This window comes from Streptomyces sp. NPDC059010 (assembly GCF_042740355.1).
Taxonomy (GTDB): domain Bacteria; phylum Actinomycetota; class Actinomycetes; order Streptomycetales; family Streptomycetaceae; genus Streptomyces.
Genome location: NZ_JBHYJA010000070.1, coordinates 1 through 15313 on the forward strand (window position 1 = coordinate 1; position 15313 = coordinate 15313).

Annotated in this window: 11 protein-coding genes and 1 pseudogene; 7 read left to right on the forward strand and 5 right to left on the reverse strand. The window is 68.5% G+C overall.

The window, feature by feature from the left end; genetic code table 11:
* Positions 1 to 220 precede the first annotated feature (220 nt).
* Positions 221 to 508: pseudogene (locus ACFWYS_RS43605) on the forward strand (helix-turn-helix transcriptional regulator); the annotation flags it as partial.
* Here ACFWYS_RS43605 and ACFWYS_RS43610 read toward each other — a convergent pair.
* From ACFWYS_RS43610 to ACFWYS_RS43620, 3 genes are all read right to left on the reverse strand, one after another.
* A complete protein-coding gene (locus ACFWYS_RS43610; RefSeq protein WP_384782060.1) occupies positions 425 to 1249 on the reverse strand; it encodes a carbohydrate ABC transporter permease in 825 nt (274 codons plus the stop codon). The pseudogene ACFWYS_RS43605 and the gene ACFWYS_RS43610 sit on opposite strands and share 84 nt — an antisense overlap.
* Positions 1246 to 2169: a carbohydrate ABC transporter permease gene (locus tag ACFWYS_RS43615; protein WP_384782062.1), complete on the reverse strand. Its 924-nt coding sequence runs from the start codon at positions 2167 to 2169 to the stop codon at positions 1246 to 1248. Before ACFWYS_RS43615 ends, ACFWYS_RS43610 begins: the two co-directional genes overlap by 4 nt.
* 74 nt (positions 2170 to 2243) lie before the next feature.
* Complete coding sequence (locus ACFWYS_RS43620; RefSeq protein ID WP_384782064.1) at positions 2244 to 3545, reverse strand: ABC transporter substrate-binding protein; 1302 nt, start codon at positions 3543 to 3545, stop codon at positions 2244 to 2246.
* A gap of 419 nt (positions 3546 to 3964) precedes the next feature.
* Between ACFWYS_RS43620 and ACFWYS_RS43625 the strand changes: the two genes are divergently transcribed.
* The 5 genes from ACFWYS_RS43625 (at position 3965) to ACFWYS_RS43645 (ending at position 10759) form a co-directional block, all read left to right on the forward strand.
* Positions 3965 to 6418, forward strand: a complete 2454-nt coding sequence (locus ACFWYS_RS43625; RefSeq protein WP_384782066.1) for a ricin-type beta-trefoil lectin domain protein — start codon at positions 3965 to 3967, stop codon at positions 6416 to 6418.
* A 317-nt stretch (positions 6419 to 6735) separates the two neighbouring features.
* Positions 6736 to 7638: an SIS domain-containing protein gene (locus ACFWYS_RS43630; RefSeq protein ID WP_384782068.1), complete on the forward strand. Its 903-nt coding sequence runs from the start codon at positions 6736 to 6738 to the stop codon at positions 7636 to 7638.
* Positions 7635 to 8552 (forward strand): ROK family protein, encoded by a 918-nt coding sequence (locus ACFWYS_RS43635; protein ID WP_384782070.1) that lies wholly within the window; start codon positions 7635 to 7637, stop codon positions 8550 to 8552. Before ACFWYS_RS43630 ends, ACFWYS_RS43635 begins: the two co-directional genes overlap by 4 nt.
* Before the next feature lie 340 nt (positions 8553 to 8892).
* Positions 8893 to 9036: a hypothetical protein gene (locus ACFWYS_RS43640; protein WP_384782072.1), complete on the forward strand. Its 144-nt coding sequence runs from the start codon at positions 8893 to 8895 to the stop codon at positions 9034 to 9036.
* Between the two features lie 31 nt (positions 9037 to 9067).
* A complete protein-coding gene (locus tag ACFWYS_RS43645; RefSeq protein WP_384782074.1) occupies positions 9068 to 10759 on the forward strand; it encodes an RICIN domain-containing protein in 1692 nt (563 codons plus the stop codon).
* Positions 10760 to 10926: 167 nt separating this feature from the next.
* Here ACFWYS_RS43645 and ACFWYS_RS43650 read toward each other — a convergent pair whose 3' ends face one another.
* Positions 10927 to 11499: an ArsR/SmtB family transcription factor gene (locus ACFWYS_RS43650; RefSeq protein WP_384782076.1), complete on the reverse strand. Its 573-nt coding sequence runs from the start codon at positions 11497 to 11499 to the stop codon at positions 10927 to 10929.
* Positions 11500 to 11675: 176 nt separating this feature from the next.
* On the opposite strand from ACFWYS_RS43650, the gene ACFWYS_RS43655 reads away from it, so the two are divergent.
* Positions 11676 to 12311 (forward strand): hypothetical protein, encoded by a 636-nt coding sequence (locus tag ACFWYS_RS43655; RefSeq protein WP_384782078.1) that lies wholly within the window; start codon positions 11676 to 11678, stop codon positions 12309 to 12311.
* Positions 12312 to 12708: 397 nt separating this feature from the next.
* Here the strand turns inward: ACFWYS_RS43655 and ACFWYS_RS43660 are convergent, their stop codons facing one another.
* Positions 12709 to 14889 (reverse strand): RICIN domain-containing protein, encoded by a 2181-nt coding sequence (locus ACFWYS_RS43660; protein WP_384782080.1) that lies wholly within the window; start codon positions 14887 to 14889, stop codon positions 12709 to 12711.
* Between the last annotated feature and the right edge of the window lie 424 nt (positions 14890 to 15313).

A 15313-nucleotide genomic window follows, 5' to 3' on the forward strand; every position in this document is an offset into this window, starting at 1 on the left:
GGGGCGTGCGGGTTGAGCCAGAGGCCGTAGTGGTCCGGGTAGAGGGTGCGGGCGAGGGGGGGGGCCGCGGAGAACACCCTACAGCGGGTGCCAACCCCCGCGCGCCGCCCCCGGGGGGGGGGGGCCACACCCGGGGCCGGGCTGGGGCGGTTGGCGGGCCCCCAACACGCCCGCGGGCGGGGGCTCGCCCCCCCCCGACCGGGCGTAGCCCGCCGGGGGGGGCCCAGGCACCAGCCCGAAGGACTTCATCCTCACGATCCGCTTGAACCTGGCCAAGGATCTGCTGGCCACCACCGACCTGCCGGTCGCGGCGGTCGCCCGCCGGACCGGATACGACGACCCCGCCTACTTCACCCGGCTGTTCACCCGCCGGGTGGGGGTCGCTCCGAGCGCTTTCCGTGAGCAGAACTTCCATCGTTCCCCCCTAGGCCTTGACGCTCCCCGCGGCGAGGTCGGCCTTCCAGAACCGCTGGAGCGACAGGAACGCCAGGACCATCGGAATCAGTGACAGCAGCGCTCCCATCAGCACGGCGTCCCGCAGGTTGCCGGTGCGGATGCTGTTCCACTTCACCAAGCCGAGCGTGACGGGCCACAGTTCCTGGTCGTTGAGCAGCATCATCGGCAGGAAGAAGTTGTTCCAGATCGCGACGAACTGGAACAGGAACAGCGTCACCAGCGCCGGGGCCATCAGGCGCAGGCCGACCACGGCGAACAGACGCAGCTCGCCCGCACCGTCGACGCGCCCGGCGTCCAGCAGTTCGTCCGGCACCGCCGCCGTGGCGTAGGCGCGGGCGAGGAAGACTCCGAAGGGGCTCACCATGCACGGCAGCAGGACCCCCCAGACGGTGTTCAGCAGCCCGATCCTGCTCTCCAGCAGGTAGATCGGGATGGTGAGCAGCGGCAGCGGCAGCAGTACCGCCAGCATGATCCCGCCGAAGACCAGCCGGTCGCCGCGGAAGCGGTACTTGGCCAGGGCGTAGCCGGCCATCGCAGCCAGGAGCGTCGCGCCGAGCGCGCCGCCGCCCGCGTAGACCGCGGTGTTGAGCAGCCAGCGCGGATAGAGGCCGCCGTCCTGGGACATCACCCGGTCGAGGTTGGCGCCGACGGACAGGTGGGAGAACCACAGCGACCCGTCGTACAGGTCGTCACCGGACTTGGTCGACGACACGATCAGCCACCAGAGCGGAAGCAGCATGTACGTCGCGACGACGAACAGGAAGCCGGTGGTCAGCACGCGGGCGCGGGTCATCGCGCACCTCGGGCGGTCATCCACGACGAGAGCCGCAGGAACAGCAGGGACAGCCCGCCGGCCAGCACCGCGAGCATGATCGCGATGGCCGAGCCGAGCGCGTAGTCGCCCCGGTCGAGGGTGACCTGGAGCGACCACATCAGCGGCGTGTAGTCCTTGGGCACGTTCGACGTCACGTCCGAGAGCACGGTGGGCTCGTTGAACAGCTGGAGCGTGCCGATGATGGAGAACACGGCGGTGAGGACGAGGCTCGGCCGCACCATGGGGATCTTGATCTGCCAGGCGACGCGCAGGGGTCCCGCGCCGTCGATCGCGGCGGCCTCGTAGATGTCGCGCGGGACTGCCTGGAGCGCGGAGTAGATGACGAGCATGTTGAAGCCGGTCCAGGTCCAGGTGACGATGTTGCCGATGGAGCCGAGGACCACGTCGGCGGCGAGCAGATCGAGGCCGAACGGGGAGATCTGCGGGGTGTACAGGAAGGCCCAGACGATCGCGGCGATCACGCCCGGGACGGCGTACGGAAGGAAGTAGACGAGGCGGAAGAAGGGCTTCCACCGGGCCGTGGCACCGTCGAGGAGGAGCGCGAGCAGCAGAGCCAGCCCCAGCATGACCGGGACTTGGACGAAGCCGAAGAGCAGGAGCCGTCCGACGCCGGTGAGGAAGATTCCGTCGTCGAAGACCTTCGCGTAGTTGTCGAACCCGGCGAACACCCGCTCCGGGGTGCCGAAGCCGAGGCCGGATCGGTGCACCGTGTACAGGCTTTCCTGAACCGCGTAGCCGATCGGGAGCAGGAAGAACACCACGAACAGCAGGCAGAACGGCGCGAGCAGCGGCAGCGCCGCCCGGGAGGGAGAGGGCCCACGGCGGCGCCGCGCCCGCCCTCGGGCCGCGGCGACACTCGGTAGCTGGGTGGCTGTCAACAGACCACCTTTCTGAACTGAATCCGGGGCGGTCCGGTCGGATTCCCGCGATCGGAGCGCCCCGGATCGGGTGGTCACTGGCTGACGGTCAGGCCCTTGTCCTTCAGGGACTTCACGGCCTTCGTCTGGATCGCCGCGAAGGCCTCGGCAAGTGGGCCTCCCTTCTTCACCGCGTCACCGACCGCCGCGTTGAAGGCGTCGTTGAGCTCCGGCGTCGCCGGCCCCCAGCCGAAGTCCGGCACGGTCGTCCTGGCCGCCTCGGCGAAGACCTTGAAGACCGGCTGGTCGCCGTAGAACGGGCGGCCGGTCCCGATCGCCGGCAGTGCGGCGCCGTTGACGGTCGTGGGGAAGAGACCGCCGTCGGTGACGAGGCCGTCGAAGGCGGAGGTGTCGGTGGACAGCCAGGTGGCGAACTCCACCGCCTCCTTGGGGTTCTTGCATCCCTTCAGCACGGCGTTGGGCGACCCGCCGACGTTGCCGGTCGCGGGCTGTCCGGCGACCCAGTTCGGCATCGGGGCGACCGCCCACTTGCCACTGGTGCCCTTGACCGAGTCCTCCAGCACCTTGGTCATCCAGACCGGGCCGACCAAAGACGCGATCTTCCCGTCGCTGAAGTGCTTGAACCACGCGTCGGACCATGCGGCTTGGACGTCCACGAGCTTCTTGTCGATCAGCTTCTGCCAGTAGGCGGCGACCTTGAGCGTGGGCTCGTCGTTGACGGCCACCTTCCAGGCGTCGCCCTCGGTGCTGAACCACTTCGCCCCGGCCTGCTGCGCCAGTCCGCTGAACCCGTACATGTCGTCGGGGTTGAACGAGGTGAGATAGGTGTCGGGGTCGGCGGCGTGCAGCTTCTCGGCGGCGGCCGTGAACTCCTCCCAGGTCGTGGGCACGGGGATCTTGTGCTTGGCGAAGATGTCCTTGCGGTAGAACAGGCCCATCGGCCCCGAGTCGACCGGCACGGCGACCTGCTTGCCGCCGAAGGTCACGGACTTGAGCGCGGACTGCTGGAACTTGGCGGCCTTGTCCTTGACGTAGGGAGTGATGTCCTCGACCGCGCCTTCCACCAGGAAGCTGGGGAGCGTCTCCGCCCCGACCTGCGCGAGGCAGGGCGCTTTGCCGGCCTTCACCGCGCTGAGCATCTTCTGGTAGCCGCCCTTGGCCCCGGGCTCGGTCTGGGTGAACTTCACCGTGATGCCGGGGTGCGCGGCGTTCCACGCGGCGGCGGCCTTGTCGTAACCGGGTGCCCAGCCCCACCACTCGATGGTCACCGGAGCCTTCTGCTTGCCTTCGGGCTCGTCCTCGTTGTTTCCGCCGCACCCTGCCAGGCCGGCCATCGCCACAACTGTGGCGATACCGAGCGCGAAGGTTCTGCGCATGGGTGGATCCTTTCCCTGCCTTGCTGGGGGGTTGTGTCGATGGCGGCAACCATCGCTTCGGGGCAGGCAGGGGGTCCATGGACAATTTCGCGGCGAGGCTTGCACTCTCTGCACCGGTGGGCGGCCGATCTTCCGACGGTGCGCCCTTTCTTTGCTTCGGGGGAGACCGCTTATCGGCGGGGTTCCGCAGCTCCACGGACAGCTGTCGAGGTTTCTGCCTCTCGCCTTGCGAATGTCCATCCACCGCCTGAATTTGTCCATGGTCGAGCCGATGGGGCGTGTTCATGCTTCTGGCAACGAAAATCCCGCCAGGGAAACCCCGACCCCATTGCGCCGAGCCGAATCTGAGCCAGTCCTGCGACAGACGGCTGCGCCGGCCAAGCGCACCCCAACCTGCGCGAAGTCCCTAAGGAGCCAGTGTGGTTCGAAGAACGCGGAGCTATACCGTCCTGCTCGCGATCATGGCGCTGATACTGAGCGTGACAGCCGCCCTGGAGGCTTCTCCGCGCGCATACGCCGCGGCCTCGACATCGATCACCGTCGACGGCGCCGCGCCGGGCCGGGCGTTCGACGGAGCCGGCGCCATCAGCGGCGGGGGAGGGAACACCCGACTGCTGGTCGACTATCCCGAACCGCAGCGCAGCCAGATCCTGGACTACCTGTTCAAGCCCGGCACCGGCGCCTCGCTGCAGACACTCAAGCTGGAGATCGGAGGGGACACCAACTCCACCGATGGTGCCGAAGCCAGCCACGAGCACACCAAGGGCGCCGTGGACTGCAACGCCGGCTATGAGTGGTGGCTGGCCGGCGAGGCCAAGGCCCGCAACCCGAACATCAAGCTCGCCGGCCTGGCCTGGGGCGCGCCGGGCTGGATCGGCGGCGGCAGCTTCTGGTCCACCGACATGATCAACTACCTGATGGGCTGGATGGACTGCGCCAAGAAGCACAACCTGACCATCGACTACCTCGGCGGCTGGAACGAGCGCGGCTGGAAGGACTGGTGGTACATCGACCTCAAGAAAGCCCTCGTCTCGAAGGGCTACGCAACGAAGGTCGTGGCGGCTGACACCGGCTGGCAGGTTGCCGATGACATGAAGGGATACGAGGCGTTCCGGGACGCGGTGGACGTCATCGGCGTGCATTACCCGTGCGGCTACAACAACGGCGGGGCCATCGGCAACAACGCCCCGTTCACCACCTGCAACAGCACGAGCACCGCGCAGAACATCGGAAAGCCACTGTGGGCCAGCGAGAACGGGTCACAGGACACCGAGGCGGGCGCCGCGCCGGTGGCACGGGCTCTCAACCGGGACTACATCGACGGTCGGATGACCGGGTACTACAACTGGCCGATCGTGGGCTCGCTCTATCCGAACACGTACTTCGCCTTCAACGGGCTGGTGTCGGCCAACCAGCCCTGGTCGGGCCACTATCGCGTCGGCAAGACCACATGGGTCATGGCCCACACGACACAGTTCGCCCAGATCGGCTGGCGATACCAGGATTCCGCCAGTGGCTACCTGGGCGGTGACCGGTCCAACGGCAGCTATGTGACGCTGCGAGCGCCCGACGGTGGCGACTACAGCACGATCATCGAGACGACGGAGGCCACCGCCCCGCAGACCCTGGACGTCCGGGTCACCGGCGGCCTGTCCACCGACCAGGTTCACGTGTGGGCCACGAACCTCAACAGCAACTCGGACAGCCCTGGTGAGAACCTGGCGCACACCACCGACGTCACCCCCTCCGACGGCCGGTACACCGTGACGCTGCAGCCCGGCCGTGTCTACACGCTGAGCACGACGACCGGGCAGGGCAAGGGCACGGCGGGATCGCCGACGGCCTCGTCGCTGAGCCTGCCGCAGTCCAATGACTTCGAGACCAAGGGCCTCACCTCGTCCCCGAGGTACTTCACGGACATGAACGGCGCCTTCCAGACCGTGTCCTGTGGTGGTGAACGCCGGGGCACGTGCCTGCGTCAGATGGCCACGGCCGCCCCGATCCGCTGGACCGATGAGCCGTACTACGCGCCGTACACCTTCATGGGCGACGACGCGTGGAGCAACTACACCGTCAGCGCGGACGCGATGCTGGAACAACCGGGCGCCGTGGAACTCCTTGGCCGCGTGAACATGCAGGGCAGGAACAACAACGGCCTGGAGGCGTACCACCTGCGCGTGAGCGACACAGGTGCCTGGTCGATCCTCAAGAGCGACACCGAGTGGAAGTTCACCTCCCTGAAGAGCGGTACCACAGCGGCCCTCGGCACCAAGCGCTGGCACTCCGTCGCCCTGACCATGCAGGGCTCGACGATCACCGCCAAGGTCGACGGCACGGTGCTGGGCAGCGTCACCGACTCGACCTACGCGCACGGCCGTGCCGGCCTGGGCACGGTCGACTCCGCCGACGCCACGACCGGCGGCGGATACAAGACGCAGCAGTTCGACGCCTTCTCCGTCACGCCCGGGACCGATCCGGTCCCCACCCGTGTCGGCCCCGTCCCTTCGGGCATCTCCGGCATGTGCCTGGACCTCCCCGAGGGCAACACCGCTGACGGCAAGCCGGTGAAGACCTACAGCTGCAACAACAGTTTCGCGCAGAAGTGGACCCACAACCCGGCCGACGGCACGGTCAGGATCGGCGGCAAGTGCCTGGACGTCCCTGAGAAGGCCACGAAGAACGGCACCAAGGTTCAGATCTGGACCTGCAACGGCGGAAGCAACCAGAAGTGGACTCAGCAAGCCGACGGCACGCTGCGCGGCACGCAGTCCGGGCGATGCCTGGACGTCCCGGGGGGCAGCACCAGCCCTGTCGAGCTCGTGATCTGGACCTGTAACGGCGGAAACAACCAGAAGTGGAAGCTCCCCGGCTAGGAACCTGGCGGAGATCCCTTGTTTTCCAGGGGATCTCCGCCCCACCTCGTCACCTCCTCATCGCGCGGCTTTCCGGGGGCCGTTGCGCAGTCCACCCCATCCGCCTCTACTCGGCCCCTGCCGAGGGCAAATCCGTCTGGTTCGCCGTCCCAGGCGGGCCCTTTGAACCCTCCCTCCTTTGAGCTCCGTGGTCCCGGGTCGACAAGCGCGGATCGACGGCGCCCTTCCGGGCCTCCCCGCGCAGGCAGAGAAGTCCCCGGGGCCACGGACCGAACAACCCGTCACACCAGCCCCCACACTCGGAATGAGGAACCCTGATGAGTCACGTCGCCGAAGAGATCGCCAGCCAGCCGGAGTGCTGGCTGCGTGTCTCGTCCCTGCTCGGCGAGTACGACGGCGTGCTCCCTCGGGCGGGGGAGCGGATCGCGGTCGTCGGTTGCGGGACATCGTGGTTCATGGCCCAGTCGTACGCGGCGCTGCGAGAGTCCTCCGCGCAGGGGCATACGGATGCGTTCACACCGTCGGAGATGCCGCTCGACCGGGCCTACGACCGCATCCTGGCGATTACCCGGTCCGGTACGACGACCGAGGTGCTCGACCTGCTCCGGCGGGTCCGCGGCTGGGTTCCCACCGCGGCGATCACCGCTACCCCCGGTACGCCCGTGGTCGACGCTGCCGATGCAGTCGCCGTGTTGGAGTTCGCCGATGAGCGGTCGGTGGTGCAGACCCGGTTCGCCACGACGACGCTGGCCCTGCTCCGGGCATCGATCGGGCATGATCTGGCGCCGGTTGCCGCGGATGCGCGAAAGGCCCTGGAGGCAGAGCCGGACTCGCAGCTGGTCGGCGCGGAGCAGTTGACGTTCCTCGGTCGTGGCTGGACCGTCGGCCTGGCACACGAGGCGGCGTCGAAGCTGCGTGAGGCGGCCGGGGCATGGACGGAGTCCTATCCCGCGCTGGAGTACCGGCACGGTCCGATCAGCATCACGGGCGCCGGTCGGCCGGCATGGATGTTCGGGAAACCTCCGGTCGGCCTCGTCGACGACGTCGCGCGAACAGGCGGCTCCTTCGTCATCGGCGAACTCGATCCGATGGCCGAACTCGTCCGGGCGCAGCGTGTCGCGGTGGAGATGGCGGCGGCGCGAGGTCTCGATCCTGACAACCCCCGTCATCTCACCCGCTCGGTGATCCTCAGCGGCTCGCGCGCGGTGTTCGGGAAGTGACCGCCTCGCCCGAGCTCGTGGTGGCGATCGACGTGGGTGGCACCCGCCTCAAGGGTGCCCTGGTGGACTCGGAAGCGCGCAGGTTCCACGAGGAGACCCGCTCCACCCCACGCGACCAGGGCCCCGCCGCCGTGATCGACGCCATCGTCGCCTTCGCCACCGCACTCACCGATCGGGGCCGCCGCGCGGGCGGGACCGTGTCGGGTGCAGGCGTCGTCGTCCCTGGCCTCGTCGACGAGAACAAAGGGGTCGCCGTCGTCTCGGCGAATCTGGGATGGCGCGACCTGCCCTTGCGCTCCATGATCGAGTCGCGCTTGGCGCTGCCTCTGGGATTCGGGCAGGACGTGCGCGCCGGGGGGCTCGCGGAGTTCCGGTTGGGCGCTGCCCGGTCCACGGCCGCCGCGCTGTTCGTTCCGGTCGGCACCGGCATCGGTGCGGCGATGGTCGTCGACGGCCATTTCGTTTCCAACGGCGGCCTGGCCGGCGAGATCGGGCATGTGGTCGTGGATCCCGCCGGGGCATCATGCGGCTGTGGCCGCCGCGGCTGCCTGGAGACTGTCGCATCGGCATCGGCGGTGGGGCGACGGTATGCCGAGCGCACCGGCCGCGCCGCCTCAGGAGCCGAGATCGCAAGGTTGGCCGGCAGCGGCGACCCCGACGCCCGGATGGTGTGGGACGAGGCGGTCGATGCGCTGGCCGCGGTCCTCGCTACCTGTACGACTCTGCTCGCACCCGAGGTGATCGTGCTGGGTGGCGGCCTCGCCGAGTCCGGCGGCCTGCTCCTCGAACCGCTGCGCGGCGCGCTCGATGCCCGGCTGACGTTCGAGCGCCGGCCGCGTCTGGCGCGCGCGGAGCTGGGTGATCGCGCCGGGGCGCTCGGTGCCGCCCTGCTGGCCTGGGAGCGGCTGCGGTGACCGTGCTCGGTTTCGCCCGCGCCGTCACACCCGGCGGCGTCCTCGATCCGGGGTGGGCCAAGACGGAGGGCGGTCGCATCACCGCTGTCGGGACGGGTGAACCGCCCCACGGCGCAGATGTGGACCTCGGCGGACAATGGCTGGTTCCCGGATTCATGAACATGCACGTGCATGGGGGCGACGGCGCCTCGTTCGCGGCCGGCGACGCCGATGATGCCCGCCGGGTGACCGCGTTCCATCGCCGACATGGCACAACGACACTGGTGGCCGGCCTCGGCTGGGCTGGGCAGCCTGGAACGGGCCGTCGCGAGCTTGGCCGAACTGGCCGAGGACGGGCTGCTTGCCGGTGTCCTTCACCGGCGCGGTCCGCAGCCACCTTGCCGACCACGCCGCCGAGGTCGACACCCGCAAATACCTCGCCCCCGGACGCGCCGCGATGGCCCAGGAGGCCGCGCGGCTGCCGAACCTGCTCCGGGCCGGATGAACACTCCCTCAGGAAAGAGGCTCTCGTGCGAATGACCAGACTTCTCGCGGTCCCGGTCGGCCTGGGCCTAGTGGCCTGTGTCCTGACGGGGACCGCGGCTACGGCAAACGCCTCGACACAGGCAGCCGCTACGGCCGACGCGGCATCGGCAGCACCCGCTTCCGGCACCGTCTACACCCTGACGAACGCCGCGAGCGACAAGCTGATGGACGTCAGATACGGCTCGACCGCCCCTGGCGCACCCGTCGTCCAGTGGTCGTCGACCAACGGGGCCAACCAGCAATGGTTGCTGACCCGGACCGGCTCCGGCGCCTACACCGTCAGGAGCGCCAACAGCGGCCTGTGTCTGGACGTCCCCGCCCCGCAGAACTCCGTTCCGCAGCTCGTCCAGAACACCTGCGACGGCTCCCGGAACCAGCAATGGAAGATCGAGTCAGTCGGCGGCGGCACCTACACCCTTGCCAACGCCGCCAACGGCCTGCTCGTGGACAACAAACAGTCGTCGGACAAAGAAGGCAACGAGATCATCCAGTGGCCGTCCACCGGCGGCGCCAACCAGCACTGGACCCTCACGCCGGCCCGCACCCCGCTCACTCGGGTCGGCACCTACACCGCCGGCCTGATGTCCAACGGCCCCTCTTTCAGCAGCCAGAGCATCCGGATGGTCGCCCACACCACCGTCGCAGGGTCCAAGCTCCGCGTCCGACTGAGCAACCGCTACGGCAGCGGACCCCTGACCATCGACGCCGTCGACCTCGCCCAGCAAAGCAGCAGTACCCCGGGCACCGCCGTCCCCGGCACCCACCACACCGTCACCTTCAACGGCAATGCCTCCGTCACCATCCCCGCCGGGAAGGACGTCGCCAGCGACCCGATCCCGATGGCCGTGGGCGCGAACACGAACCAGCTCGTGAGCCTCCACCTGCCGGGCACGCCCACCGGCACCACCTGGCACGCAGAGGCACAGCAGGATGCCTGGGTCTCCACCGTCGGCAACCACGTCGCCGACGACGGCCTCGGCAACTATCCGACCAAGAAGGGGTCCTGGTTCTTCCTCGAAGGCCTGGACGTCATCTCCCCGACCGCCACTGGAACCCTGGTGTGTGTCGGGGACTCCATCACCGACGGCGTCGGTTCCACTTGGGGCGCCAACCGCCGCTGGCCCGACCACCTCGCCCAGCGCATGAACTCCGCCCCCGGCGGCCCGACCCTAGGCGTCGTGGACGCGGGCATCGGCTCCAACCGCGTACTGACAACCGTCAACGGCAACAACCCCAGCCTTCAGACCCGATTCGACCACGACGTGCTCGGCCAGCCCAACGTCAAGAGCGTGATCCTGATGGAGGGCATCAACGACATCGGCAGCAACATCGGCTCCAACGGATCCACTCCACTGACCGCCACGGACCTCCAGAACGGCATGCAGAAGGTGATCGACAGAGCCCACGCCGTCGGCGTGAAGATCATCGGCGGGACGATCCTGCCCTACGAGGGCGCCGGCTACTACACGTCTGACGGCGAGAAGGTCCGCAAGGCCGTCAACGAGTGGATCCGCACCAGCGGCGCCTTCGACGGCGTCATCGACTTCGACAAGGCAATGCAGCACCCCGGCAACCCTCTGCGCCTCAACCCCGCCTACGACAGCGGCGATCATCTGCACCCCAACGACGCCGGCTACCAGGCTATGGCCAACGCCGTGAACCTTGCCCTGCTCACGCCGTAACACCGTGACGCGGAGCCTCGGCGGCCCGGCTGTTCAAGAGCGCGGATGCAACGCTCCGGCATGGTCGTCGGCCGGCAGGTCGTCACCTCTACCGGCGGCGACCTGACCGGGCCGCGCTCTGTACCACTTGCGGGGAAACGGCAAAGCTCTCGTCGGCCGGCCGCCGGTCAGTCTGCGGGCAGGCCGAACCAGCGCAGGAGTACGGGTCGTGCGTCGTCGGGGGCATCCTCGGGGCCGCGGGCATAGCGCGCGAGCAGGGCCAGATAGTCGTCATGGAACGCGTCCAGCTCGTCCTTCGTGAGGTGGATGAGGCTGCGTGAACCCCGCATCCAGCCTTCGGACTCCGCCTGTCCGGCGGTGAACTGCCGGGCGAGCTCGACATCCTCCTCCATCCTCATCCGGTCCAGCTCGGCCGACATGGCGCGCTCTGCCTCCGTCAGCTCGCCCTGCGGCGGTCTGCGGATGTCGAGGCCGCGCACGCCGCGCCACCAGCGCTCACGCCCGGTGGAGCGCTCGGGGATGTCCTCGATGAGGCCGCTGCGCTCCAGCATGCGCAGGTGGTAGCTGAGTGTCCCGGTGTTCTCGCCGAGGGCGGCGGCCAGCGTGGTTGAGGTGGCCGGGCCCGTGGCACCGAGGTGGCGCAGGATGCGCAGGCGCAGGGGGTGCGCGAGGGCCTTGAGCACCTCGGGGCTGTCGACCGTGCGCCGCCCTGCGGCTTCCGCGCTGCGCTCTTTCGTCATGGCGGCAGTCTATCCAGAGCGCAGCGATTCCTCTGCAGACCTTTCTCTGCAGAGATATCTCTGCAATGCTGTGGTGCATGACGCCGAACCGAGTGACCTCGACTCTCGCAGTCCGCCGCTTCACAAGTGCTGCTGCGGGGGCACTACTTGCAGGACTCGTCCTGGGCGCCGCACCGGTGCAGGGAGCTGAACGGGCCACGGATCTGCCCGAGTTCGACTTCTCGGCCTGCCCGACCGTCGACGAGCTGCCCGCGGGTGCAGACCCCGCGGCCTGGCGCTGCGAGGTCATGCACGCCACGGGGCATCTGCGCATGGGCGCCGTAGACGAGCCGCTCACCGAGCCTATGAAGATCACCTTTGCGGAAGGCCGAGTGGACGGTGAATTCCGCCAGGTCTTCGGGGAGATGGCCGCCGAACCGATCCGGGTGGGAGGCACCCCGTTGACCCTGACTCCGCGGTACGGCGGCTATTCGGACTTCCTGTCCGACGGCACCCGGCGCGGCGAGTTCGACATCAAGTTCGCCATAGGGTCGGCGCACGGGCTGCCGGCCCTGTCGTCGTCGGGATGCTCGGTGGGCAGCGCTGAGGACGCGGTGCACCTGGTGCTCAAGGACACCGATCCCACCCGGGTGATATCCAAGGACCCTCTGGTCGTCGCCTTCGGTGCCCAGGACACGGAGTTCGCCGCCCCGGGCACCAGTGGCTGCGGCCCCCTGAGCCGCGCGCTCGACCGGATCCTGGGCCTGCCGTCCGCGGCGGGGGAGAACGCCTTCGACATGGATGTCACGGTGGCCATCCGGCCCTACACATAGGCCGGTTCGGTTGAGTAATTGACCATATCTGTGAGTCAGTTGAGGTGGCTCAGGCCGCATGGACCTCGGAGCGTTCCACGAGGTGGCCGGGCGGGCGGCGGTTGCGATCAGGTGGGCCGCTCGGTGGATGTCGTCGGAGGCGGTTCAGCGGCCGAGTTGGGCTTGCCTGCGCTGCGCGCGCGTGCCGCCCGGCGGCGTGGGCACGACCTCCGTACAGCGGCACCGCGACGAACGGGTCGCGCTGTCGGCCGGTTAGCCCGCGAGCGTTCGGCGAGCGCCCGGCTCGGGTGGGCTCCCTCCCTCGCAGGCTCTCGGCCGCACACTGCGAGCCGCGCGAACGGTGCCGACGACTTCGATGACTGGGTCGTCGGCACCGTCCTCAACCCTGTGAGCCCTGTCAGACGATCGCCCAGTGCTGGAGGGAGGAGTTTGTGTTCGTCTCCTGCGTCACCGGGGATTTGTTTGACGACGAGGCGGTGGTGAGCAGCAGTCCTCCGTTTGCCGAGGCGACGGTGTAGGTGCCGCTCGGCAGCCTGGTGACGACCCAGCGCTGGTTGGCGCGTCCGGTGCAGGTCCACTGGATGACCTTCGCGCCGGCCTTGGTGGAGGCTCCGCTGACGTCGGCGCACAGTCCCGAGGCGACGTTGACGAGCTGATAGGAGCCGTCGGGCTGCAGGGTGAACCGCCACTTCTGGTTGGCTCCGCCGTTGCCGGTGTAGGTGATGAGCGGGGTGCCGGGCTCTTTGCTGTAGTCCGGGACGTCCAGCGCCTTGCCCCCGGTGATGAGGGTGTGCGTGCCGTTGAGGCCGCCGGGGGTCGAGCCGACTGCGGTCATCGTCAGTGCCTGCTCGGCGGCGGTGCGTGCGCCGCCGACCGGGTTGCCCGTGGTGTTGGTCCAGTGGCGGGCGGGTGTGGTCTCGGCGAGGCGGTCGGAGTCGGCTGACATGCCGATCGTCAGGCCGCTGTAGCGGTTGACCAGCCGGTACGTCCCGTCCTGCCCGCCACCGGCGGACGTGCCGGGGATGATGAACCACTGCTGCCCCACGGTGGGACCGTCGGTTCCGACCGCGGTCACCGTCGGTTTGGTTCCCCAGGCTCGGGTCGTGGTGGAGGTGCTGGCGACGCCCAGGAGCTGTCCCGTTGCCGCGTTGGTGATCCGGTACGAGCCGTCGCCGTTGCCCGCGAAGTTCCAGGCTTCCAGGTCGGATCCGGTGGCGGACGCCAGCGAGGTGGTGGCCGAGTTGCCGGACACCTGAGCCAGCACCCGGCCGTTCCCGCCGGCGATGCGGTAGGTCTGGGCCGGGTCGAAGGGGGCCTTGGCAGGCTCGCTGGAGTCGATGGTGACGTTGGCGTACTCGCCGCCGGAGGTGGCGCAGGCGATGGCGCAGTACGACCGGAAGGCCTTGCCGACGATGGTGGAGTTCGTCTTGTTGGCGCCGTCGAGGAACCAGCGGTACCAGGAGCTGGACGTGTAACTGCCGGAGTCGCCGGCCAGGCGCCACTTCTGGGTCGCCAGGTTGTCCGTCACGTAGTACTGCTGCGGCCCGGGCTGCTCCACGACCTCGGGCGTGCCGATGTACAGGCCGAGGTAGGCGTCGTAGGCGATGTTCATGACGAACAGCGGGGACGTCGGGGGGAGTTCACCGGCCTCGATCTGCTCCGCCACGGTGCCGGGGTTGGCGGGGTCGTAGTCGCGCTCGACCGGGGTGTAACCGGTCGGGTTCGACGACGTCACCGGCTCCATGTTGCTCTCCATGCCGCCCACCCCCGGCTGCGACCAGGAGCCGTTGTGCCACTTCCGCCAGGAACCCGGGGCCATCTTCGCCGAGATGGGTGCGCGGGCGACGTGCGCCTGGAACGCCTTCCAGGTGCCGCCCTTCTCCACGACCCGCGAGCCGTAGTAGACGTAGAAGTAACCCGAGGCGGTGTCGACGAACAGTCGCTGGTCACCGTCCCCGTAGTAGTACGTCTGGTGCGGGAACTGCTGGTTGTCGCCGCGCTTGGTGCTGTACGGGGAGGTGATGGCGTGGCCTTTGATGCTCCACGTCCTGCCCTGGTCCTTCGACACCGCGTAGTCGATGCCGTCGTAGTGGATGCCGTCGCCGAAGGGCTGCGGGGTGAACTCGTTGTGCACCAGGCCGTACCAGTCCCCGGTGTCCGGATCGACCCACACTCCGGACAGATCGCAGTAGTTGCGCTGCGAGTAACGCGAGCCGGAGGGCGCGTTCGTGGCCTCCACGCCGGTGGGGCTGTTGTTGCACCGCCAGGTCGTGTCGTTGTTCTTGTCCTTGGGATTGGCGGGGTTCACCGCGTCGCTGATCGCGGACGAGCGCTTGGCGTCCTCGAAGTTCGTGCCGGTGAAGAAGTCCCAGTAACGCGGTTCCGATGTGCCGTACAGCGCGGCGGACTGCTGGAAGTAGAACGTGCCGTCCTTGTCGATGTAGGTGCTCGCCGGGGTGTCCGTCGGGTGCGCGTACGTGCCCTTCGACCCGATGGAGATCGTGTATGTGGCGTCGGACGGGGACGCCGATGCGGTCGTCGTTGTCACTACGGTGCCGCCGATGAGCGCCAGAGTCATGGCGATGACGGCAGCGGTGAGTCTGCGGGGAGCTAACACGGTTACTCCGTCTTCGTTTCAGGAGCCTTCTGCGGGAGCGGGATCCATTGCGGTTCGGGGGAGTCGGCGAGCAGGCGGAGGAGAGGACGTGGTCGCGGTCTGAGTAAGGAGGTCATGTCGACTTCATGAGGGGGTTGGGACGACCGGGAAGGGCTGAAGCGACCGCGGCCTACTGCCACGGGGGAGCGGGGGAGGCGGTGGCGCGTCGTGGGGCCCCATCGGGCCCACGATCGGACCCCATGAATCATGCAAGCCTCAACGAGATCGAACAGATTCACTCACCCTGCTGTGAGATGGTGAGTGGGATTCAGGGGACATGTCAATGGCGGCGCACAAATGTCCAAGCGAATGGACTTGAGGGGCAACTCCTGCGATTCAAAGGGAG

Bases quoted from the DNA above. Each gene is read 5' to 3' on its own strand.
- ACFWYS_RS43610 (WP_384782060.1), bottom strand. From the start codon at position 1,249: ATGACCCGCGCCCGCGTGCTGACCACCGGCTTCCTGTTCGTCGTCGCG.
- ACFWYS_RS43620 (WP_384782064.1), bottom strand. From the start codon at position 3,545: ATGCGCAGAACCTTCGCGCTCGGTATCGCCACAGTTGTGGCGATGGCC.
- ACFWYS_RS43630 (WP_384782068.1), top strand. From the start codon at position 6,736: ATGAGTCACGTCGCCGAAGAGATCGCCAGCCAGCCGGAGTGCTGGCTG.
- ACFWYS_RS43645 (WP_384782074.1), top strand. From the start codon at position 9,068: ATGACCAGACTTCTCGCGGTCCCGGTCGGCCTGGGCCTAGTGGCCTGT.
- ACFWYS_RS43650 (WP_384782076.1), bottom strand. From the start codon at position 11,499: ATGACGAAAGAGCGCAGCGCGGAAGCCGCAGGGCGGCGCACGGTCGAC.
- ACFWYS_RS43660 (WP_384782080.1), bottom strand. From the start codon at position 14,889: ATGACTCTGGCGCTCATCGGCGGCACCGTAGTGACAACGACGACCGCA.